General features: G+C 71.7%; 21 protein-coding genes. 10 read left to right on the forward strand and 11 right to left on the reverse strand.

Going from position 1 to position 22,270, the window contains the following annotated elements:
- Positions 1-54: 54 nt before the first annotated feature.
- Positions 55-1,128, reverse strand: coding sequence for a sensor domain-containing diguanylate cyclase (locus QSK31_RS31765; protein WP_285688252.1), 1,074 nt, complete (start codon positions 1,126-1,128; stop codon positions 55-57).
- A 479-nt stretch (positions 1,129-1,607) separates the two neighbouring features.
- Here QSK31_RS31765 and QSK31_RS31770 point away from each other — a divergent pair, with 479 nt between their 5' ends.
- Genes QSK31_RS31770 through QSK31_RS31780 form a run of 3 tightly spaced genes read left to right on the forward strand, consistent with a single transcriptional unit; the run spans position 1,608 to position 4,773 of the window.
- On the forward strand, positions 1,608-2,255 hold the full coding sequence (locus QSK31_RS31770; RefSeq protein WP_285688253.1) for a GntR family transcriptional regulator: 648 nt from the start codon (positions 1,608-1,610) through the stop codon (positions 2,253-2,255).
- Complete coding sequence (locus tag QSK31_RS31775; RefSeq protein ID WP_285688254.1) at positions 2,252-2,767, forward strand: (2Fe-2S)-binding protein; 516 nt, start codon at positions 2,252-2,254, stop codon at positions 2,765-2,767. The genes QSK31_RS31770 and QSK31_RS31775 overlap by 4 nt, the downstream gene beginning before the upstream one ends.
- Positions 2,767-4,773, forward strand: a complete 2,007-nt coding sequence (locus tag QSK31_RS31780; protein ID WP_502873034.1) for a molybdopterin cofactor-binding domain-containing protein — start codon at positions 2,767-2,769, stop codon at positions 4,771-4,773. The genes QSK31_RS31775 and QSK31_RS31780 overlap by 1 nt, the downstream gene beginning before the upstream one ends.
- A gap of 239 nt (positions 4,774-5,012) precedes the next feature.
- On the opposite strand, the gene QSK31_RS31785 is transcribed toward QSK31_RS31780, so the two are convergent.
- A complete protein-coding gene (locus tag QSK31_RS31785; RefSeq protein WP_285688256.1) occupies positions 5,013-7,871 on the reverse strand; it encodes a molybdopterin-dependent oxidoreductase in 2,859 nt (952 codons plus the stop codon).
- On the reverse strand, positions 7,868-8,677 hold the full coding sequence (locus QSK31_RS31790; RefSeq protein ID WP_285688257.1) for an FAD binding domain-containing protein: 810 nt from the start codon (positions 8,675-8,677) through the stop codon (positions 7,868-7,870). The genes QSK31_RS31785 and QSK31_RS31790 overlap by 4 nt, the downstream gene beginning before the upstream one ends.
- 184 nt (positions 8,678-8,861) lie before the next feature.
- On the opposite strand from QSK31_RS31790, the gene rho reads away from it, so the two are divergent.
- The 3 genes from rho (at position 8,862) to QSK31_RS31805 (ending at position 12,258) form a co-directional block, all read left to right on the forward strand.
- Positions 8,862-9,980 (forward strand): transcription termination factor Rho, encoded by a 1,119-nt coding sequence (gene rho, locus QSK31_RS31795; RefSeq protein WP_285688258.1) that lies wholly within the window; start codon positions 8,862-8,864, stop codon positions 9,978-9,980.
- Positions 9,981-10,064: 84 nt separating this feature from the next.
- Positions 10,065-10,304: a PspC domain-containing protein gene (locus QSK31_RS31800; protein ID WP_285688259.1), complete on the forward strand. Its 240-nt coding sequence runs from the start codon at positions 10,065-10,067 to the stop codon at positions 10,302-10,304.
- 97 nt (positions 10,305-10,401) lie between these two features.
- Positions 10,402-12,258: a HelD family protein gene (locus tag QSK31_RS31805; protein ID WP_285688260.1), complete on the forward strand. Its 1,857-nt coding sequence runs from the start codon at positions 10,402-10,404 to the stop codon at positions 12,256-12,258.
- Here the strand turns inward: QSK31_RS31805 and QSK31_RS31810 are convergent.
- Both QSK31_RS31810 and QSK31_RS31815 read right to left on the reverse strand, forming a co-directional pair.
- Entirely contained in the window at positions 12,170-12,445 is a 276-nt protein-coding gene (locus QSK31_RS31810) for a hypothetical protein (RefSeq protein ID WP_285688261.1), read from the reverse strand. The genes QSK31_RS31805 and QSK31_RS31810 overlap by 89 nt on opposite strands.
- Before the next feature lie 203 nt (positions 12,446-12,648).
- Positions 12,649-13,569, reverse strand: coding sequence for a dioxygenase family protein (locus QSK31_RS31815; RefSeq protein ID WP_285688263.1), 921 nt, complete (start codon positions 13,567-13,569; stop codon positions 12,649-12,651).
- Positions 13,570-13,739: 170 nt separating this feature from the next.
- Here QSK31_RS31815 and QSK31_RS31820 point away from each other — a divergent pair, with 170 nt between their 5' ends.
- On the forward strand, positions 13,740-15,092 hold the full coding sequence (locus QSK31_RS31820; RefSeq protein ID WP_285688264.1) for a cytochrome P450: 1,353 nt from the start codon (positions 13,740-13,742) through the stop codon (positions 15,090-15,092).
- Here QSK31_RS31820 and QSK31_RS31825 read toward each other — a convergent pair.
- The 5 genes from QSK31_RS31825 to QSK31_RS31845 are packed head-to-tail and all read right to left on the reverse strand — an operon-like array spanning position 15,082 to position 19,312.
- A complete protein-coding gene (locus QSK31_RS31825; protein WP_285688265.1) occupies positions 15,082-15,864 on the reverse strand; it encodes an anti-sigma factor in 783 nt (260 codons plus the stop codon). The genes QSK31_RS31820 and QSK31_RS31825 overlap by 11 nt on opposite strands.
- On the reverse strand, positions 15,857-16,411 hold the full coding sequence (locus QSK31_RS31830; protein ID WP_285688266.1) for an RNA polymerase sigma factor: 555 nt from the start codon (positions 16,409-16,411) through the stop codon (positions 15,857-15,859). The genes QSK31_RS31825 and QSK31_RS31830 overlap by 8 nt, the downstream gene beginning before the upstream one ends.
- Positions 16,412-16,460: 49 nt before the next feature.
- Positions 16,461-17,177 carry a hypothetical protein gene (locus QSK31_RS31835; RefSeq protein ID WP_285688267.1) on the reverse strand — a complete coding sequence of 239 codons (717 nt, stop codon included), beginning with the start codon at positions 17,175-17,177 and terminating at the stop codon, positions 16,461-16,463.
- Positions 17,178-17,205: 28 nt separating this feature from the next.
- Entirely contained in the window at positions 17,206-19,050 is a 1,845-nt protein-coding gene (locus QSK31_RS31840; RefSeq protein WP_285688268.1) for a sensor histidine kinase, read from the reverse strand.
- Between the two features lies 1 nt (position 19,051).
- A complete protein-coding gene (locus QSK31_RS31845; RefSeq protein ID WP_285688275.1) occupies positions 19,052-19,312 on the reverse strand; it encodes an ATP-binding protein in 261 nt (86 codons plus the stop codon).
- 267 nt (positions 19,313-19,579) lie between these two features.
- Between QSK31_RS31845 and QSK31_RS31850 the strand changes: the two genes are divergently transcribed.
- Complete coding sequence (locus QSK31_RS31850; RefSeq protein WP_502873035.1) at positions 19,580-20,188, forward strand: DUF6230 family protein; 609 nt, start codon at positions 19,580-19,582, stop codon at positions 20,186-20,188.
- A gap of 1 nt (position 20,189) precedes the next feature.
- On the forward strand, positions 20,190-21,512 hold the full coding sequence (locus tag QSK31_RS31855; RefSeq protein ID WP_285688269.1) for a DUF6114 domain-containing protein: 1,323 nt from the start codon (positions 20,190-20,192) through the stop codon (positions 21,510-21,512).
- On the opposite strand, the gene QSK31_RS31860 is transcribed toward QSK31_RS31855, so the two are convergent.
- Positions 21,496-21,849 carry a DUF1992 domain-containing protein gene (locus QSK31_RS31860; protein ID WP_285688270.1) on the reverse strand — a complete coding sequence of 118 codons (354 nt, stop codon included), beginning with the start codon at positions 21,847-21,849 and terminating at the stop codon, positions 21,496-21,498. The two genes, QSK31_RS31855 and QSK31_RS31860, sit on opposite strands and share 17 nt — an antisense overlap.
- 44 nt (positions 21,850-21,893) lie before the next feature.
- Between QSK31_RS31860 and QSK31_RS31865 the strand changes: the two genes are divergently transcribed.
- Positions 21,894-22,270 (forward strand): transposase (locus QSK31_RS31865; RefSeq protein WP_285688271.1); only part of this gene is annotated, 377 nt, incomplete at its 3' end.

Consider the following 22,270-nt stretch of genomic DNA (forward strand, 5'->3'; position numbering starts at 1 on the left):
ACCCGCTCGCCGCACCGCGCCGAGGCGCTCGTGCCGGCCCAGACGTCCTGCCGGTTACGCCGGGATGCTCGGGTTGCCGGCGCGGAGGCGCCGCTGACGCTTGACCCGGTACATCTCGGCGTCCGCCGTCGCGACCAGCTCGCCGAAGTCGTCCCCCGCGGTGCCGAGTGCCGACCCGACGCTCGCGCCGACGAAGTGAACGCCGGTCGCCGTCTCGATCGGCTTGCTCACGACCTCCCGGAGCCGGTCGGCCGTCTCACGCAACGGCCCGGCCAGGTTCTCGCCGGAGAGCACCACCAGGAACTCGTCGCCGCCCATCCGCGCCAGCACGTCCCCCTCACGGATATGCCGGCGCATCCGCCGGGCCACCACCCGCAGAACCTCGTCGCCCGCCTCGTGACCGGCGGCGTCGTTGACCCGCTTGAAACCGTTCAGGTCGAGCACGAGCACCCCGACCTCGCGCCCCGGCTCGCGCAGGAGAGCGTTGACCCGGTCCCGCAGGAACGCCCTGTTGGCGAGCCCGGTGAGCGAGTCGTGGGTGGCCGCGTGCCGCAGCTCATGCTGGTTGTGCTCGAGCGCCGAATGCATCCGGGCGTGCAGGATCGCGATAGCCGCGTGCTCCGCGAACAGCGAGAGGATCTCCCGCTGTTCCGGCCCGGGCCGCATCCCGCTGAGCGGCAGATCGACGCTGAGCACCCCGACCCAGGCTCCACCCGGTGCCATGAGCGGCGCGAACAGGCAGTCCAGCGGGTGCCAGGCGTCCGGGTCCTGGGGAACCGGGATGTCGGGAACCCACGTGTAGAGGCTCTCCGGCACGCCCTTGCGGTGGTCGACGAAGTAGAGGTTGTCCCATCGGTCCGCCCGCCGGAAGAGCTCGTGCCAGTTGTCCGCGCTCCCCTTGGTGCCCACCATCTCGCGGCGAAGCTTGTCGCTGCCGGCGGCGGACACGACCGTGAAGTCGCCGTTGGGCTCGGCCAGGTTGACGACCGCGAGCCCGAACCCGGCCGCCTCCACGACACCCTCGGCGACCGCGTCCAACGTCTCGGTGAGGTCGAGGCTGCCGTGCACGCGTTTGCTGACCGAGATGAGCGTACGCAGCGCCTGCACGTGCGCGTCAGCGTCGGACATCGCTCTCCCTCGACCACGGCGGGATCGGCCTTGAGCAATGTATCCGCCCGCCCCGCCTTCCGGCGCCGGAGACACACGAAGGTTCGGACATTGAGATCAATGGACATCGCCACTCCAGCGAAGCTGAGTGTGCGTCCAGTCGGCGATCGCCGGGTGCGCGATGGACGGAAGGTCCGACACGCGGTGGATCTCGTCTCGACAGCAGACGGAGGCGCCCTCGGTCGTCTTCTCAGCCTGCCGTCGCGTCTGCAATGCGCGGTGTCCGGGCATCGGGTCCTCCTTCGTTCCCGACGACAAGCCAACCACATGATTGGATCCAATTTCAACCCTGGCGCCGTCAGCTTCGGCAGACTAGGCTCTGATTGGATCCAATACCCGCCAACACAGAGGAGGAAGGTTGTGGGCACGCGGTTCGAACCGGGCTCCTACCCGCACGGGCGGGCCTTCTTCAATGCCGGGCCCGCGGCTGGGGCGCCGGCATGACGGTCGCCACGCAGCGGGTCGCCACCCACCTGCGAGACGCCATCCTCGGTGGCGCACTCGGCCCCGGCGACCGGGTTCGGCAGGAGGATGTGGCGCAGCAACTCGGCGCGAGCCGCCTGCCGGTCCGCGAAGCGCTCCAGATGCTGGCCGCCGAGGGCCTCATCGAGAACGAGCCCAACAAGGGCGCCCGCGTGCCGCGGCTCAGCATGCATGAGGTCGACGTGATGTACCGGATGCGCGAGCAGCTCGAGCCGCTGGCCGTGACCGAGAGCCTGCCGCAACTGGACGAGTCCGACCTCTACCGGCTGGTCGAGCTTCAGGACGAGATCGAGCAGGGGGCGGACGTGCACGGCTTCCTCGAGCTGGACCGCGAGTTCCACCTGCTCACCTACGCCGGCTGCCGGACAGAGCAGCTCAGCACCACCATCCACCGGTTGTGGAACTCGACCCAGCACTACCGCCGGGCTTTCGTGCGGATCAGCGGTCCCAGCCGGATGTGGGTGGTGAACGCCGAGCACCGGCTGATCATCGACGCGATGTTCCGGCGGGACGAGGTCGACGCCGGACGCTTCATCGCCGGGCACATCCGCCGTACCCGGATCGAGCTCGGCCACCATCCCGAGGTGTTCGGGGCGAAACCATGACGACGACCATCACGGTGAACGGCGAGCCACGCGACATCGACGCGGACCCCGGCACACCGCTGCTGTACGCCCTGCGCAACGACCTCGGCCTGCTCGGCGCCCGCTTCGGCTGCGGGGTCGGGGTCTGCGGTGCGTGCATGGTCCACGTCGACGGCACTCCGGTCCCGTCCTGTGACACGCCCCTGTGGTCGCTGCGGGGCAAGTCGGTGGTGACCGTCGAGGGCCTGTCGCCGCATCCGGTGCAGGAGGCGTTCCTGGACGGCCAGGCCGCACAGTGCGGCTACTGCGTGACTGGCATCGTCATGACCGCGGCGGCGCTGCTCGAACGCGACGCCGAGCCGTCACGCGAAGCGGTCATGTCCGCCCTCGACCGCCACCTGTGCCGGTGCGGCGCCCAGCAACGCATGGTCGAGGCCGTCCTGCAAGCCGGTCGGCGCGACAGCGACAGCGACAGCGACAGCGACAGCGACAGCGACAGCGACAGATCATCCGGCACGGGGACGGAGGCGTGATGGCAGCCCTGCCCAAGGATCTTGCAGCCAATCCGATCCTCTCGCGCTGGATCACCGTTCACCGCGACGGCACGGTCGACCTCAGGGTCGGGAAGGTCGAGCTCGGCCAGGGCATCCTGACCGCACTGGCGCAGATCGCCGCCGACGAGCTCGGCGTCGGCCTGGCGTCGGTACGGATGCGGGCGGCCGGCCCCGACGGCCCCGACGAGGGGGTCACCGCCGGCAGCATGTCCGTGACGGATGCCGGTGCTGCGGTCCGTGTCGCGGCTGCCAACGTTCGAGCGCTGTTCGCCGGTCGGCCGTTTGCGGAGCATGCCGACGAGGTCGACCTGGACGTGCCGGCCGATCCGGATGTCCCGCTGAACGCCGCGGGTGCGCTGGTGGGCCGTGACGTTCCCCGGCTCGATCTGCCCGACAAGGTGTACGGGCGACCTCGCTACCTGCAGGACATGCGGTTGCCCGGCCAGCTGTTCGGGCGGGTGATCCGGCCGCCGTCGCGGGGCGCGGCGCTGGTGTCGGTGGACTACCCCACCGATCTCACGGTCGTCCGGGACGGTTCCTTCCTGGGGGTGATCGGCCCGGACGAGGCAGTGGTCGTCCGCGCGGCGGAGGCGCTGCGGGCGGCGTCGGTGTGGCGGGAGCACGACTCGTTGCCGGACGAGAACGACCTCGGCAAGTTCCTGCGCGACGGACCGCACGAGATCCTCGCCGTGGCCGACGACGGCGAGACGCCGCCGCCGGACGACGCGACGCTGACCGCCATCTACAGCCGGCCGTTCCTCGCGCACGCGTCCATCGCGCCGAGCTGTGGCATCGCCCGATGGACGGCCGACGACCACGTGGAGGTCTGGTCGCACAGTCAGGGCGTGTACCCGCTCGGCCGGGCGATCGCCGGGGCGCTCGGGCTCGATCCCGGCAACGTCGAGGTGCGACACGTGGAAGGCGCCGGTTGCTACGGGCACAACGCCGCGGACGACGCGGCGTTCGATGCGGTGCTACTCGCGCGGGCGGTCCCCGGGGTGCCCGTTCAGGTGCTGTGGTCACGGCAGGACGAGCTGTCGTGGGCGCCGTTCGCCTCGGCGATGACCGCGGACGTCATCGCGACACTCGGGGCGGACGGGCGGATCAGCTCGTGGCGGTACGACGTGTTCAGCCAGGGGCACCTGGCGCGGCCCGGCTACGCGGGGGTTCCGGGGCTGCTCGCGGCGACGACGCTCGCGGCGCCCGCCGACTACCCGGCGGCCGTGGACCCCTCCGCGGCGTCAGGTCACGGGACCATGCGCAACGCGGTGCCCGGGTACGACGTGCCACGGCGACGGATCACCGGCCATCGGCTGCTCGAGACGCCGATCCGAAGCTCGGCGATGCGGGCACTCGGGGCGTTCCTCAACGTGTTCGCCATCGAGTCGTTCCTCGACGAGGCGGCTGAACGGGCCGGCCGGGACGCGCTCGCCTACCGGCTGGAGCATCTGACCGATCCGCGCGGCCGGCGAGTTCTCGAGACGGCGGCGGAGGCGGCGGGGTGGGGCCGTTCCCTGCCGGAGGGCACCGGGCTCGGCATCGGCTACGCGCGGTACAAGGGGCGTGGCGGTTACTGCGCGGTGGTGGCGCGGGTCGCGGCTGACGCGGACGTCCGGGTGGAGCGGCTGACGATCGCGGTGGACGTGGGGCGGGTGATCAATCCGGATGGTGTACGGAACCAGATCGAGGGAGGGGCGGTTCAGGCGACGAGTTGGACGGTGCGTGAGAGGGTCCGGTTCGATCGGCGGCAGGTGACGAGCGTCGACTGGCTGAGCTATCCGATCCTGCGGTTCTCCGAGGTGCCATCCGTCGACGTGACCCTCGTGGAGAGTCCGGGCGATCCGTCGGCCGGCGCGGGCGAGGCCGCTCAGGGACCGACGGCGGCGGCTGTCGGCAATGCCGTCGCGGCGGCGATCGGGGTTCGCGTCCGCGACCTTCCGATCACCACCGACGCAGTCGTTGCAGCGATCGACCGCATGGCCTGACAGCAGGGCGCACCCGCGAGGACCGAAGCGGTGCGAGACGGTGCGAGGCAAGACGGCCCCGCGGGGAGGCAGCGCGGTCAAAGCGGCGGCGCAACATGAAACCGCTGGGGGTTCAAGACAGCGCGGGGCGAGGCGGGACAGCGCCGGGCGAGGGGCAGGACGGCACGACACGGGCGAGGCAGCGCGGCGAATCGCGGATGTGGCAGCGGGTCGAGGGGAGCGGGTGAGGGGTTGGCAGTTCAGGGGCCGTGGGTGGGCTGGCGGCTGAGTTCGAGCCAGATGCGGTCGCGGGTGAAAGGTGGCTCGGTGAAGCGGATGCCGGTGGCGTCGCGTAGCGCGTTGGCCAGGGCGGGGGCGACGGGGTTGAAGGGGCTCTCGCTCATCGACTTGGCGCCCAGCGGGCCGATCGCGTCGTCGGTCTGGGCCAGGTGCACCTCGGTGCGCGGGGTGTCGGCGAAGGTGGGCAGGTGGTACTGGCGGAAGCCGGCCGTGGTGACCCGGCCCGACGGGTCGATGTCGACGTGTTCCGCCAGCGCGGCGCCCAGGGCCTGGGCCACGCCGCCTTCGATCTGGCCTCGGATCTGGAGGGGGTTCATGACGGTGCCGGCGTCGGCGCTGTGGACGCTGGACAGGATTTTCAGCTCGCCGGTTCGGGGGTCGACGGCGATGCGGAACCACTGGACGTTGAAGGCTACCGAGCGGGGGCTGCCACCCCAGTGGCCCTCGGCCCGGAGGGGGGTTGGGGTGCGCGCGGCGAGTTCCTTCAGGGTGGGGCCGTCTACGACGGTGTCGACGGTCAGCTTTCCGCCGCCGGCGGCTGCCAGGATGTGGGCGCTGAGGCCTCGGGCGGCGCGCAGGACGGCCTTTCCGGCTACTACGACGCCGGTTGAGGCGAAGGCGCCGGTGTCGTGGCCGACGAGGTCGGTGTCGGACTGGCGGATGGTGATCCGGTCCGGGGTGGTGTTGAGGGCGTCGGCGGCGATCTGGGCGTGGACGGTGGTGCTGCCGTTGCCGAACTCGGCGGTTCCTACGGCGAGGTCGTAGGTGCCGTCCGGGAGCAGCGTGGCCACGGCGTCGGCGAAATGGCCCCCGGGTGGTCCGGCCGCGATCATCGCGATCGCCATGCCTTCCCCGACCAGCCAGCCCTTCGGCGCCGCGATGAAAGAGGAGCCGCCGGGCGAGGAAGGCGCGCACGAGGAGGAAAGAGCGGCGGAGAAGGCGGGCGCGGAGGAGGGGGCGGGCGCAGAGGAGCCGGGCGCGAGAGAAGCAGGCGCGACAGAAGCAGGCGCGACAGAAGCAGGCGCGACAGAAGCAGGCGCGCGGGAAGTGGGCGCGCGGGAAGTGGGCGCGGAGGGGGCGGACACCGAGGAAGCGGGCGGAACGTCTGACATGGAACGGGCGGCACGGATGTGATCGAGGCATTGGTCAAGGCCATAGCTGGCGACGGTCAGGTCGTCAGCGTGACTACCGGGCGCGGTGAGAGGGTCGCCGGGGCGGATGACGTTGCGTTCGCGAAAGGTGATCGGATCCAGGTCGAGGGCCCGGGCCAGCTCGTCGAGGACCGATTCGACGGCGAAGGAGACCTGGCCCAGCCCGTAGCCGCGGAAGGCCCCGGCCGGAACCGTGTTCGTGTAGACCGCGTGGGCGTCGGTTCGCTTGTTGGGGCAGCGGTAGACCGCCAGCGACTCGTGGCAGCCGTGGAAGAGAACCGCGGGGCCGTGGTTGCCGTAGGCCCCGGTGTCGGAGACCACCTTCAGGTCCATCGCCGTCAGGGTGCCGTCGGCTGCGGCCGCCGCGCGCATGCGGACCGTGAAAGCGTGCCGGGTGGTTGCCGCCTCGAACTGTTCCGCGCGGGTGAACTCCCACTTCACGGGACTTCCGGTACGCAGGACGGCCAGGGCCACCAGGTCTTCGGTGAGCATCTCCTGCTTGCCGCCGAAGCCGCCGCCGACGCGGCCGGTCAGGACGCGGACCCGGGACGGGGGCAGGTCCAGGACCCGGCACAGCGCGCGCCTGGTCAGGAACGGGGTCTGCGTGCTCGACCGCACCACGAGGCGGCCGTCGTCGTCGAGCCAGCCGAGCGATCCGTGGGTCTCGAGCGCGGCGTGCTGGACGCGCGGCGTACGGAAGACCGCCTCGAACTCGGCCGCGCCCGCCGCGAAGCCGGCGGCGACGTCGCCCAGCTCGTCCTGCAACCGGCCGACGATGTTGCTCTCGCCGTGCAGCAGCGGCGCGCCGGGGAGCATCGCCTCGGCGGCGTCGAACACGGCCGGCAACACCTCCCAGTCGACGGTGATCGCCCGGCAGCCCTCTTCCGCCGCGGCCTCCGACGACGCCACCACGGCCGCCACGCGCTGGCCGGTGAAGCGCATCGTGTCGTCGAGGAGCCGGGTGTCGGACGGGTCCTCCGACGCGTGCTCGTGCTGGGCCGTCGAATATCGCAGGGCCGGCGCGTCCGCGTGGGTCAGCACCAGCCGGACACCGGGCACGGCCAGGGCGCCGGACACGTCGATGGACCTGATCCGGGCGTGCGCGTGCGGCGACCGCAGCACCTTGAGGTGCAGCAGCCCGGGCATGTTCACATCGAACGTGTAGCGCGCCGTGCCCGTGACGACGGCAGGGCCGGCGGGAGCGCCCATCCCGGCGCCCACCGCGGCACCCTGCTCCACCGGGTCGACGGTACGCACACCGTCCAGCGCGTCCGCGATCGCGCGGTAGCCGGTGCAGCGGCACAGGTTCCCCTTGAGGGCCCGCCCCCGGTCCACGCCGGACGGCAGCGCGGCCGCCGTCATCACGTACCCGGCCGTACAGAATCCGCATTGAAAGCCTTGCGCATCAAGGAATCGCTGCTGCAACGGGTGCAGCGTGCCGTCGCCGGCGAGCCCTTCGACCGTGGTGATCTCGCGGCCGGCGGCGCGGAAGGCGGGATAGACGCACGAGTGCACCGGCGTCCCGTCGACGTGCACCGTGCACGCCCCGCAGTCGCCGGTGTCGCAGCCCTTCTTCACGCCGAAGCGGCCCAGCGACCGCAGGTAGGTGCGCAGGCACTGGCCGGGACGCGGGCCGGGGCCCTCGACCGGCACCCCGTCGACGATCACGGCGCGAGCTCCTGGCGGATCTCCTCCGCGTACATCCGGGTGAGGTGCCGCCGCCAGACCGGCAGGCCGTGCACGTCGTCCACGTACGCGGCGGCGGGAACGCCCTCGGAAAGCGCCACCTGCAGCATCTCGGCCGTCGGCACCGCCCGGAACACCAGCCGGTACGGCCGCCAGGTGGACGCCGTCACGATCAGCGTGAAGCGTCCGTCCCCGTCGCGCCGGCCGACGAGCAGCGCCGCCGACCGGCCGTACGTGTGCAGCGACCCCTGCCGGAACGTCGCCTTTCCGGTCAGCGCGCCCACGGGCAGGTGGATCGAGCGCAGCAGCTCGCCGTCACCCAGCACCGTCGTGCCGTTCCCGGTGACGAAGGAGACGACCGGCACCCGGCGCGACGTTCCGTCCGGCGCGAGCAACAGACACTCGCCGTCCAGGGCGGCGGTCAGCGCGATCATCGGGCCGGCCGGCAGCGCGGCGCACAGGTTCCCGCCGACGGTGGCGACGTTCCAGATCTTGAAGCTCGCCAGGAACGCATGGCAGCAGCCGCCCGCGATCGCGTGGAACGCCTCGAAGTGCGGCGCGGCGGTGAAGGCCGCCAGCGAGGCCACCGTGCACGTGGCGGCGATCTCCAGGCCCTCGTCGCGTACGGTCAACGGGGTCCACCCGGCCGCCGCCAGGTCGAGGAGCCGGCGCACCGACGGCCTCGGCTCGCCGAAGAGCGCGGTCCCCCCGGCCAGCCAGGCGTCGCCCGGCCGCCACTGCCCGGCCCGCGCGGGGCTGATCACCTCAGCGACGGTGTTGAGGTCCACACGGCGACGTTACGCGCCCGTTGTTACGGCCTGTCGAAGATTGCCGAACCGCCATCCGCGCGCTAACCTGGGCCCATCGCGCGGTGACCATGCCCGCAGCGGCATACAGGCCCTCTCTCAGCGGCCTTCTTTCTCGCACTGGCGCATCAGCGCTGTGCTGACTAATCCCTTGGAGCACCAACACATGACCACACCGACCAGAGCGCCGGCCCGGCGCCGCGGGAGCAGTCGGCCTGCCGACGAGCGCCCTGCCACCAGCCCACCCAGCACCACCGTCGACGTCAACGGCCTGGTCGACATCGTCGACAACCGAGCCTGGATCCGCGTGAAGGGCTACCTGCCCGACTCGAAGGACATCCCGATCGAGGCCACCGGCCTACGCCGCGGCGACCACGTCCGCGGCACCGCGGTGACGAACGGCCGGCGCCCCGCCACGCTCACCGTCGACGAGCTCAACGGCCGCGATCCGGCGACCATGAGGCCGAACTTCTACGACCTCACCCCGATCTATCCCCGCGACAGGCTCCGCCTCGAGACCGATCCGTCCCAGCTGACGGCGCGGGTCATCGACCTGGTCATGCCGATCGGCAAGGGCCAGCGGGCACTGATCGTCGCCCCGCCGAAGGCCGGCAAGACGATGATCCTGCACGCCATCGCCGACGCGATCACCCGCAACCACCCGGAATGCCATCTGATGGTGCTGCTCGTCGACGAGCGCCCGGAGGAGGTCACCGACATGGAGCGCTCGGTGCGTGGCGAGGTGATCTCGGCGACGTTCGACCGGTCGCCGCACGACCACACGGCGCTCGCCGAGCTCGCCGTCGAGCGGGCCAAACGCCTCGCCGAGGACGGCCGGGACGTGGTGCTGCTGCTCGACTCGATCACCCGGCTGGGTCGCGCGTACAACCTGTCGGCCCCGGGCCGCGGGCGCACGCTCAGCGGCGGCCTCGACTCGACGGCGCTGTACCCGCCGAAAAGGCTGCTCGGCGCCGCCCGGGCACTGGAGAACGGCGGCTCCCTGACGATCATCGCGACGGCCCTGGTGGAGAACGGCTCGGTGATGGACTCGTTCCTGTTCGAGGAGTTCAAGGGCACCGGCAACGCGGAGCTGAAACTGGACCGCGGGCTGGCCGAGTCGCGGATCTTCCCGGCCATCGACGTGTCGTCCTCCGGCACCCGGCACGACGATCTGCTGCAGGACCCGGCCGAGCTGGCGGTCGCCACCCAGCTGCGCCGGGCGATCGGGGGCCCCGAGCACTACCAGCGCTTCCTCGCCCAGCTCAGGGGCAGATCAGGGTCCTGACCGGGGCTTCCCCGATGAATCTGGGGCACTCGCGACCCCATCATGGGATGTAACAGCAGCCCAGACAGAGAGCGAGTGATCATCATGAACGCCGTCCACGACTCGATGGCACGGCAGGGTCTCAGCCGGCCGCGCGACGGACGCATCCTCGGCGGTGTGTGCGCGGGCCTGGCCCGCCGCTTCGGCCTGGACCCCTGGATCGCCCGGCTCATCTTCGCGGTGACGCTGCTCGCCATCCCCGGCAGCCAGCTCCTGATCTACCCGGTTCTGTGGTTCCTGATGCCCGCCGAAGAGCGCACTTTCGCCGCCCAGCACCTGAGCTGACCGCGCGGCGATCAGGCCGCCGGAAAGAAGCGGCGATCAGGCCGCCGGAAAGAACAAGACTGTTTCTCGGTGCCGGTTCGGCCGCAGTCTGGTCGCCATGCGCGACGAGATTGTGGCCGAACAGGCCCGCCTGGATGCCATCTACGCCCGCCTGGACGAGCTCAAGGAGCAGCAGGCGACACGCAGGGCCAGGCTGGAGGCCGCGGAGGACCGGCTCTGCTTCGGCCGGGCGGGCGAGGCCGGCGACAGGACCGCGATCGGCCGGGTGACGCTGATGCGCGACGACGAGCCGCTGCTCATCGATTGGCGTGCGCCTGCCGCACGCTCGTTCTACGACGGCACGACGCCCCGGGTCCTGCTGCGCACGCACGGCCGCCGGGTGACGGGCATCGACGCGGGCCCGCGCTTCGACGCCGACCGCACCGGCCGGATGCCCGACATCGTCGCCACCATCCAGGCCGAGCAGGACGCGATCATCCGCGGCGACCCGTCCGGCGTCCTGGTCATCGAGGGCGGCCCCGGCACCGGCAAGACCGCGGTGGCCCTGCACCGCGCCGCGTATCTCCTCTACCACCGCCCCGGGCTGGCGGCCGGCGGCGTGCTCGTCGTCGCGCCCTCACCGGCCCTGCTCAGCTACATCGACCAGGTGCTGCCCGGCCTCGGCGAGACGGCGGTGACGCTGTCAACCCCGACGGGACTCGTGCCCGGCGTGACGCCCGCGCCCGAGGACAACCCCGTCAAGAGCCGCCTCGTGATGGCCGAGCTGCTGGCCGACGTGCTCCGCGCCCGCCAGGACGCGATCCCGTTCCCCGAGGCCGTCGCCCGCGCGCGTGCCGAGGGCCTCCCCCACAACCAGACCCGGCCGCTCTTCGCCGAGGCCCTGGCCGACCACTTCGCCGCCGAACGCCGCGCCCTCGAGGACACGTTCGAGGCCGAGGCGGCCGACACGTTCGCCGAGGCGGGCATCGACGAGGCGGTCCGCGCCGACCTCGCCGCGCTCGGGCTGGAGGAAACCCACGATCAAGACCATGATTCCGTACGCGCGACGGGCGAAGCGTGGTGGCCGGTGCTGACTCCGGAGCAGTTGCTGGAGGCTCTCTACGCCGACCCGCACCGGCACGCCGCCGGCCGCCTGACGACCACCGAGTGCGACCTCCTGAAGCGAACCCCCGGCACCCCGATGACCACGGCCGACGTCCCGCTGCTGGACGAGGCGGCCGAGCTGCTCGGCACCGGCGGCCTGCGCGCCTACGGCCACGTGGTGGTGGACGAGGCCCAGGAGCTCACCCCGATGACCTGGCGGATGATCTTCCGCCGCTGCCCCGCCCGGTCGCTCACGATCGCCGGCGACGTGGCACAGACCGCCGACCCTGACGGCGTCACCACCTGGGAGGACGCGTTGCGCCCGCACATCGGCGACCGCTGGCGCGCGGCTCGGCTGTCGGTCAACTACCGCACACCCGGGGAGATCATGGACGCCGCGTCGGAACTGTTGCCCGCCGCCGGCCGCCCGCGATCCGTGCGCTTCACCGGCGTACACCCCTGGAGATCAACCGTCACCGAGGGTGAGCTCGCGCGTCTGATCGCGAGTGAGGCCGAGCGGGGCGGCATGGTTGCCGTGATCGCGCCTCATGACCGAGTCGACGCGCTGGCCGCGGCCGTGCGCGAGCAGGTGCCCGCGGCGTCCGGCCCCGATCCGGACCTGACGGAACAGGTAGTCGTCCTCGGCGTACATCAGATCAAGGGTCTGGAATTCGACAGCGTGCTGATCGCCGACCCGGCCGCGATCATGGCCGCCCCGCGCGGACGCAACGCGCTCTACGTGGCGATGACCAGGGCGACCAAGCGCCTGGCGCTGCTGGAGGTCAGTCGTCCGTCGGCACCGACATCGGCCGGCGTTCCTCTTCGCGCGCCGCGATCTGGGACATCGCCCGGCGGTACTGGCCGCGGGTGATCTCGCCGTCCGCGAGCTGCACCACCAGCACACCTTCCAGGCTGTCCGGCCCGTCGGGCAGCACCTCGATCTGCGGGGCGGTCTGCGCCTTGGCGGTATGCCGTCCGAACCCGTCACGCACCGCACACCACGCGGCGAAGACGACCAGACCGCCCAGCACCAGTGTGAGCAGCATCAGCACGATCACAACTCCACCTCCGGCCGGTAATACGTGTTTCCGGCGCGCCCGGTTCAGGGCGGCCGACAGAACCGCTTCCGTCACCGAGCGTTGCAACAGGCCTGGCGGTCGGTCCGGCCGGCGCGCTCACCGATCTCGGGCTGGTGCCGCGCCGGATCGGCGCTGGAGCCGGCTCAGAATCTCGGCGCGCGGGAGGAGGCGCGGGCGCATCCTCAGTTACCCGGCGGCGGGCCGCTCGGCGGGGTGCCACCGGGGCCGCCACCACCCGCCGGGGGCGCGCCGCCGCCCTCCTCCTCGCCGGACGGGTCGATCGCGATGGTCAGCGACGCCTGATATCCGGCGGACACGCTGCCCGACATGGTGGCGAGTTCGGTGGCCGCCGAGTCCTCGCCGAACACGTTGTCGGTCGACAGCGACACCTGGCCCATGTTGGTGACCGACGCGGCGTAGCCGTCGGTGGCGTACACCGCGTCGGCCGCGTCCTCCGGGATGGCGATCTGCGACGTCTTCACGATCGGGCCGTCACCGTCCGTCGCGTTCGCCGGCGACGAGTACACCTCGAAGTGGATGTGCGGCCACCGGCCCGAGTAGCAGGCCGGGAAGATGCTGGTGAAGGTGGCGGTGCCGGTGGCGTCGGTCTCCTGGATGCCCCGCAGATAGTTCTGATCGGTGACGCCGTCGGAGTACAGCGAGTAGCGGCCCTCCCGGTCGCAGTGCCACGCGTAGACCGCGGCGCCGGTCACCGGCTTGCCGGTCAGGTCATGCACGACAAGGGCAAATTCCAGGGGTACTCCCGCAGCGGTGCCAGTGGCGTCGCCGAACGACGAGCGGATGTCCTTGCGAACGATGCCGTCCAGGGTGCGCACGTCGGGGCCGTTGGACCCGTCGGCGGGGTACGGGCCGGCCGTCTCGGACGCGACCTCGGTCAGCGGCCCGCTCGACGACCCGCCCGGCGACGACGCCGACGCGGACGTGGCCGGTGTGTCGTCGCCGCAGGCGGCCAGCACGGCCAGGGTGCCCGCGCCGCCGAACGCGGCGAGCAGCTTGCGCCGGGACATCGTGCGGAGGTCGAACCGCAGGCCCCGGTCGTGCACGCGACGGACGTACGCGGCGTTGTCCTCGGTGTTCGGCATGGAAGTCAGCCTCTCTCAACGGATCGTGTGAGTTCCACGAAACCCGGCGGCGCTGTGCGGGCGCTGTGCCGGCCCTGTGCGCCGCTTGTCCGTTTTCGGCACAGATCGTGACACCGGCCTTCCGCGAGCGGCCCTCGGACTGATACGACAGGTGTCGGAGGTGACGAGTCGTGATCGACAGACCACCCGTGGCACCCGGCTCCTTCCTGGCCGGTTCCCTGCCCGATCTCCGCGGCGGCTTCCTGCCACTGAGTGAGCGGCTGTTCCGCGATCACGGCGACGTGGTCCGGATGCGCCTCGGCCCGCCCCGCCTCGGCCGCGAGATCACCCTGATCTTCACGCCGGAGGGCGCCCGGCATGTGCTCGCCGCCAACCAGGCCAACTACCGCAAGGACAACGTCAACTACGGCGAGGTCCGGTACGCGATCGGCGACGGCCTGCTGACCAGCCAGGACGAGACGTGGCAGCGGCAGAAGAGGTTCCTGCAGCCGCTGTTCACGCATCGGCGCGTGGCCGGGTACGCGGCCACGTTCGGCGCGGAGACCGACCGGATGGTCGCGGAGTGGCAGGGCGCGGCGGGTGAGATCGTCGACGTGCACGAGGCGATGACCCGCCTGACGCTGCGCATCGTCTGCCGGGTCCTCTTCGGCAACGACGTGGACGTCGCGCTGCCGGTGATCCAGCGCTGGTTCGACCCGCTCAGCGATGCGGTGCGCCGGCGCGCGTTCATGCCGGTGCGGATCCCGCACTCGTGGCCCGTCCCGGTCAACCGGCTGATCCACCGGGGCCAGGCGGTGATGTTCGGGCTGTGTGACGACATCATCGCGGCACGGCGGGCCTCCGGGCAGGTCTCCGAGGACATGCTCGGGCTGCTGCTGGACGCCCGGGACGACGGGAAGTCGCTGTCCGATGCGGAGATCCGCGCCCAGGTCCTGGTCTTCCTGCTGGCCGGCCACGAGACCACGGCCACGGCGCTGACCTCGGCGATCTACCGGCTGGGCGCGCATCCGGAGGTGCAGGAACGGTTGCGCGCCGAGGTGGCCGGGCTGCCCGGGACGCCGACCGCGGAACAGGCGCTCGGGCTCTCGTACACGATGAGGGTCCTGAAGGAGACGCTGCGGCTCTATCCCTCGGCGCCGAACATGGGCCGGCGCGCCGTCGCGGACGACGAGATCGGCGGCTACCGGATCACCGCCGGGTCCGACGTGCTGGTCTCACCGTGGATGGTGCACCGCCACCCGGCGCACTGGCCGGAGCCCCTGCGCTTCGACCCGGAGCGGTTCACGCCCGAGGAGGAGAAGGCCCGCGACCGGTACGCGTGGTTCCCGTTCGGCGGCGGGCCGCACACCTGTATCGGCATGCACTTCTCGCTGCTGGAGGGTGCGGTCGCGCTGGCGGGGCTGGCCCGGCGCTTCGCCTTCGAGAGCCCGGCGGAGCAGCCTCGCTACGAGAGCCAGGTGACCTTGCGCCCGGCCGACGGCATGCCCGTCCGCATCACCCACCGGGAGGCGGTCACCCGCTGAGAGTGCCTGACAGGAGCGGAGTGCCGGGCTGTTGGCCCGCGCCGACCTTCTGAAGGGTGATCTCGATGCGGCGGAACATGCGCAGCGGGACGCCGGACCAGAGCTCGACCCGGCCTTCCTTGTGCATGTGGAAGGTGCCGAGCGGGACGTACTCGCCGTCGCGGACCGCCCAGCCCTGGTAGTAGGTGCCCGCCGCCGCGGACGGGAGGCCGGTCGCGTCGAGGACCAGGCGCCAGCCGGCGTCGCGCTCGATGATCTGGATCTCGCCGTGGGCCAGAGGCGTGGTGCCGCCGCCGGCCAGCTCGATCGTGGCGCTCGGCCGCTCCTGGGTGGCGGACAGCACGCCACCGATACCGGCCGCGACCAGCACCAATGCCACGGCCGTCGCGATCACCCAGCGCCGCGGCCGGCGCCGCCCGGCTCCGGGCCGCGTGCGGTCGCCGGACGGCCCGCGTCCCGGCCGCCCATCCGTAGGCCGCGAGGAAGGCGGCGCGGAGGAAGACGGCGCGGTCGGGGAAGGCGCGGAGGAAGACGGCGCTGAGGAAGACGGCGCGGTGGACGTGAGGGGCACCGGCGAATCGGGTGCTTCGTCGGAATCGGAGGCCGCCTCGGCCCGGGCGATCAACGCGGCGATCCCGCCCGGCAGCTCGGGCGGCGCGTCCCACATCGCCGGATGTGACAGCAACGACCCGACCCGTGCGACCGCGCCGGACTGCCCGCACGGGCCACCCTCGAGCGCCTCGGCGCGCGAGTCCAGAGCGTCGTCAGACATCCTTGGCCTCCCCATCCTCGTCGAGGAGGTGCCCCAGAGCCGCCGCCAACCGCCGGTGCGCGCGGTGCGACCGCGACTTGACGGTGCCGATCGGCAGGCCCAGCTGGGCGGCGATCTCGCTGTGCGTGAGCTGGTAGAAGTGGGCGAGCCGGACCACCGCCGCCTCGTCCGCGGGCAGCTCGTCCACGGCCCGGCGCACCTGCCAGGCCTCCCAGAGCCGCTCGGTGGAGACCGGCTCCACCGCGACCTCCGGCGGGTTGTCGGTGACGGTCGTCGCGGGACCGCGGCGCTCCCGGCGGTAGACGTCGACGGCCGCCTTGCGGGCCACGCCGAAGACCCAGGCGGCCAGGTCGCGGGTCGGGTCGAACCGGCCACGGCCGCGCCACAGGCCGATGAACGCCTGCTGGGTGGCCTCCTCGGCCAGCCCCCGGTCGGTCAACATGGTCACCGCCATGCCGAAGACGGGACCTCGGAACGCGGTGTAGACCGCCGCGAACCCGTCCTCGTCCCCCGCCGCGAAGAGGCCCGCCAGCCCGGAGTCGTCCATGGTGCACCTGATCGTAGGCGGTCGGTGATGATCGCGGCACCGGGGCCGGTCATGATGTCCGATCCTCGGCCGGCACCGCGGTGACCGTCTCGCCGCCGACAGTGGCCTTTCCGGTGGTCACGTCCAGGGTGGACGGCTTGACGACCTGGCCGTCGACGGTGGCGAGGCCGACCTGGCGGCCGTCCTTGAGCACGATCCAGCCGCCGACGATCTTGGCGCCGCGGACCCGGCTGGCGAACCGGTAGAGCCCGGACGGCTTCTTGGCCACGGCGATGTCGAAGGTGCGGGCCTTGCCGTCGTCGACGGTCACCGTGCCCTTCGCCTGGAGCTTGTCGGCGGTGCCGGTCAGCCGGGAGCCGTCGTCGCTCTTCAGGTCGAGCTTGCCGCCGATGGCGGTGCCGGTCATCCACTCCTCCAGCTTGTCGCCGTCGCAGAGGTAGGCGATGGCCGCGCCGTTCTTCGCCGCGATGGCCAGCGAGCCTTCCTTGAGATGCCCGGCCCACGTCCCGGTCATCGGCGCCGCCTGGGCGACCGGCTCCTTGTCGACCGGCGGCGCCTCGCCACCGTTGCCCTGCGGAGGCGTGGCGCTGTCCTCGGGAACCGGGCCGGCGCCACCGGGGATCTCGGGCGACGGCTCGGCGGAGGCTCCGGCGAGGACGGCGGCGGGGGGCCCGACGATCCGGTTCCACTGCCAGCCGACGCCGAGCATCACCGCCGCGACGCTGATGCCGGCCAGCAGGATGGCCAACGGGCTCATGCGCTTCATGTCTCGCTCCCCGGTGCAGACGACTCTGCTACTGGTTCGCGACCAACCGCCCGATCGGTTCCCGTTCGGGCCGGGGATTTTCGGACGGGGGGATCACCGGGAGACTCACCGTGAAGGTGCTCCCCTCGCCCGATGCGGAGCGTACGGAGACGGCGCCGCCGTGCTCGGTCACGATGTCGTGCACGATGGCCAGCCCCAGCCCGGATCCCTGCACCGCCTGGTCCATCGCGTTGGCGCCCCGGTGGAAGGGCGTGAACAGCCCGGGCTGGTCGCCGGCGGGCACCCCGATGCCGGTGTCGGTGACCTCCAGGCTGGCGGTTTCCGGGCCGGCGTCGATCCGGCACCGGACGTGTCCGCCGGCGGGCGTGAACTTCACCGCGTTGTCCAGCAGGTTGCGCACGGCGCGGGTCAGCCGGTCCGCCTCGCCCGCCACCCACGCGGGCGTCGCCTCGAGGGTCAAGGTCAGGCCCTTCGCCTGCGCGGCCGCGGTGACGTCGGCCACCACGGTGGTGGTCAGTGCGGCCAGATCCACGGGTACGGGTGGTCCGCCCGCCCGCTGCGCCCCCGGATCGAGCAGCAGCAGGTCGGCCACGGTGTCCCGCAGCCGCAGCGCGTTGCGCAGGATCGCCTCGAGTCCACGCCGCTGCGGCGGGGTGAGGTCGTCCTCGTCGTCGGTGAGCATCTCGGTGTACCCGAGGATGCTGGTCAGCGGGGTGCGCAGCTCGTGGGTCACGGTGGCCACGAACGCGTCCTTGCGCTCGTCCAGGGTTCGCAGCTCGTTGATCAGCCGGGCCTGGCGCACGTGCAGGCGCTGCTGGCGTACCGCGTGCTCGATCTCTCTCGCCAGCGCACCCAGCAGGCGCCGCTCCTCCTCGCCCCACCCCGCGGGGTGCGCGCGCACCACCAGGAGCAGGCCGGGCGGGCACTCGGAGTCACCGGGCAGCGCGACGGCGATGCCGCCGGGGACGTCCGCGACCTCGGCCACCTGTCCCGGCTTGCCGTCGAGGACGGCGGCGGCGGTCGTCGCGGGCAGAGGCGCGGCGCCGGTCGGCCAGCGGACGTCGACTCCCGCGCCCGTGCCGGCGGTGATCCGCCCGTGCACCTCGTCGGCCCCGAACGCCGCGGCCATCAGTTCGGCGACCCGCACCGCGGTGGTCTCCACGGCCCGGTTGCTGCGCAGCTCGGCGGCCACCTGCTGGCGCACCTCGTGGCGGGCGCGGCGGGCGTGTTCGTCGGCGAGCAGCCGTTCGAGCGGCGCGAGCAGGTGCCGCCGGTGGGCTCCGGCCAAGAACGCCACGAGGGCGAGGAAGGCGACGGCCAGCCCGGCGAAGATCAGCTGTGCGGTGCGGATGCGGGACCGGTCCCCGCGGGTGACGGACTGCTGCTCGGCGCGCAGGGCGTCGTCGACGGAGGCGTTGGCCACCCGGATCCGGTCGAACGAGCTCTTGCCCCGGGCGGCGAGTCTCTCGTCGCGGTCGGCGACCCCGGCGTTCACGGTCGGCACCGCGTACGCGTAGAGCCAGTGCGCCGCGGCCGAGCGCTCGGCGGTGAGCAAGCGCCGCACCTCGGGGTCGGCGGAGAGCTCGGCGACCCGGTCGAAGGCGCCGAACGCGGCCACCTTCCCCGACCGGTACGGCGCCAGGAAGTCCTGGTCGCCGGTGAGCTGGAAGCCGCGTACCCCGGTCTCGGCGTCGGTCATGTGCTGCAGCACGGCCTTGTTCGCGGCGCGCGCCTCGCCCAGCCGTTCGGTGTGCCGGTGCTGCGCGCTCTGCAGCTGCTCGCTCACGAGGAGCTGGACCAGCACCAGCGCGACGAAGAGCGCGAGGAGCACGCCCACCGCGGCACGGACCCGGCCCGTGATGCTGCGCAACATGTCATGCGTCCGGAAGGGTGCAGGTCATGGTGGTGCCGCCGGGCGTGCCGCCGGCCCAGATCCGGCCGCTGTGCCGCTCGGCGATGCGCCGGCAGGTGCTCAGGCCGACGCCGTGCCCGGCGGGGGTGCGGTCCACCTCGGCGTCCGCGTCGTCGGCGGCGGCGACCCGGACGACGGCCTCCAGTTCGTCGCCGGCCGGCGCATCGAGCACTCCGTACCCGTGCGGCGCGTCCAGGCGCAGCAACTCGTGCTCGGTCGTCACCCTCCTCAAATCGGCAGACCGTGGCGGGTGATGAGCGCCATGTGAAAACCAGGCTTCGTTACCGACTCGTAACCTTCTCGGTGATCTTCACATCTGGTGATCAGTTTTCTTCGCATAACGGACAGAGAACCGGTACCCGTGACGTTGGGTAACGCTTATCCGGAGCTCAGTGGTTACCCGCCGGTAATCTCACCGGTTGTGACCGGCGCCACGGCGGAGCACAGTGTCGAACCATCGAAAGTCGGCTCCCGGAGAAAGGCACCTCCCGTGACAGACACGGTTACCGGACGGACCAACTGGCGCAGGTTCGCGCTCGCCGCGGGCGTGCCCGTCGTCGTGGCCGGCGGCCTGCTCGCCGGCATGTCCCAGGGCGCGCTCGCGGCCAGCTTCGCCGTCTCCGGCCAGGACTTCAAGATCTCCGCCGACCGGCTCGACGGCACCGGGTTCTCCCAGTACGGCGGCGTGGCCAAGGACGCCTCGGGCAAGCAGATCCCGGTCTCCATGTCCGGCATCGCCACCGCCAAGCTGACCAACCTGTGCCAGTCGGTGCGCGTCAAGGACGCCCCGATGAGCCTCACCATCACGGCCGGCACCGAGGCGGGTAGACCGGCCCGCGCCACCAACATGCTGATCGGCATGAAGGACCTCGCCGGCGACGCCACCTTCACCAACATCAACATCGGCCAGGACGCCGGGACGCTCACCAAGGGCGGCGCCAAGGCACACGGCGAGACCGGCGGTTTCGGCCAGCAGTCGGACAAGATCCTCATCAACGGCCTGAAGCAGACCGCGGTCTCCACGACCGCCGGGACGTTCAACCTGACCGGCCTCAGCCTGAAACTGAACTTCGGTAACTCGCCGAAGGAATGCTTCTGACGTGAACAGGACCGAACTCCGGCACCGCTTCGGTCGCTGGCGGCGGGCCCGGCCGTTCTGGGGCGGGCTGATGCTGGTGCTGTCCGCGGCCGTGCTGTTCCTCAGCGCCAACCTGACGCTCGAGGCCATGCAGGTCCACTTCGGCCAGGAGGGCTTCCTGTCCTACCTGCTGCCGCTGATGCTCCTGCTCTGCGGCCTGCTGATCTGGTTCACGCCGGCGCAGCGCGTCTTCTACGCGATCATCGCCCTGCTGACCGCCGTCTACTCGCTGATCGGCCTCAACCTCGGCGGCTTCGGCGTCGGCATGCTGCTCGGCATCGCCGGCGGCGCCCTGGCCATCGCCTGGACCCCCACCAAAGCCCCCGTCGAGCCGCCCCCTTTCGCTGAACCCGGGAGGGACGAGGCATCGACCGTCCCGGGATCCGGCTCCGGACAACACCGCAAGGCCCTGGCCGTCATCGCGGTCCCGCTGGCGGTCAGCCTGGCGCTCGTCCTCGGCGGCCAGGCCCCCGCGGCGCGGGCCGAGCCCTCCTGCCCTGAGGGCGTGTCCTCCGCCTCTCCTGACAGATCCGGGAAGCCGGGCAAGAGCAAGGGCGGAACCAAGGAAACCGGGAAGACGCCGATCAAGCCGACCGGCAGCGTCGCGCCCGCGGAGGACGGCGACACGGGCAACCCGATCGTCGACGGCTGGAACGACTTCGTCGAGGGCGTAGGCGACCTGTTCGGCGGCGGCGACGAGGAGACCCCGTCCCCCTCCCCCAGCACGACCGGCCCCGCGCCGAAGCCGACCGGCAAACCGACCCCCACGCCGAGCGCGAAACCGACGAAGACCACCGAGCCGGAACCCGGTGACGACGAGATCCCCTGCCTGGGCCCGCGCGTCTACGGGAAGAAGGCCGGCCCCGACGCCCTGCCGCAGGCCGCGATCATCGGCGGCCTGATGGAGGGCGACAAGCTGACGATGTACGACTCCACCTACGACGGCGTGACCACGCTGAAGACCGCGAGGGGCCCCAAGAAGGTCCTCAAATTCAGCATGCGCGAATCGGTGACCACGCCGTTCAAGCTGACCATCCGGGAGCCCGGCGGCCACACCACGCGGATCGAGACCGGCGCCCTGACCACGACCGGCAACGTCCGCTTCTACACCCCGAGGTTCGAGGGCAAGCTCTTCGGCGTCATCCCGGTCACCTTCACCCCCGACCGGCCGCCTCCGCTGACGCTGCCGAAACTCGAGTTCACCGACGTGCGGATCGACCTGTCCTACGTCCGCTGCGACAAGCTGACCGGCAAACCCAGCCTCGAGATCACCGAGATCCCGTAGCGCGCCGCCGTTCCCGCCACCCCGCGACCGCCCGGTCCGCGTCGACCGGCGGGAGCAGCGTCGGCGGCCCGTCCAGCAGCCCGACCCGGGCCTTGCGGATCTGCTCGTTCAGCGCCGCCACGTACTCCCGGACGGCCTGCTCCGACGGGCGGCGGTCGATCTCCCGCGCGAGCTCCTCGCGCTCACGGCGCAGGGCGAGCGTCGGCGGCAGCACACCCGAGCCGCCGCCCTCCCGCTGCAGCCAGTCCTTGACCCACCAGTCCTCGTCGTACTCGCTGGGTCGCGTCCACCGAAGTGGTGTATGACCTGCAGTTTTGCAGTGATGAGAGGCGGCCATCGCAGATCCTTCGGATTGTCTAGATCACGAAGGAGAGACCTGCGATGGCCGTAGAACCGAGTTTGAACGTCGCCGCCGTGCTGCGCGAGCATCTTCAATCGGCGAGCCCTGATCTGTTGCGGGCGATGGTGAAAACGTTCGCCGACGCACTGATGTCGGCCGAGGCCGACGCCGTGTGCGGAGCCGAGTACGGCGAGCGCAGCGATGAGCGGAGCAACTCGCGTAACGGATACCGGTCCCGGGAGTGGGACACCCGGGCCGGCACCGTCGAGCTCGCGATCCCGAAGCTGCGTACCGGTTCGTATTTCCCGGACTGGTTGTTGCAGCACCGCCGCCGCGCCGAGCAAGCCCTCGTGAGCGTGGTGGCCACCAGCTATCTGCTGGGGGTGTCGACCCGCCGGGTGGAGAAACTGGTCGAGCA

The sequence above is a fragment of the Actinoplanes sp. NBRC 103695 genome, assembly GCF_030269485.1.
Classification (GTDB): Bacteria; Actinomycetota; Actinomycetes; order Mycobacteriales; family Micromonosporaceae; genus Actinoplanes.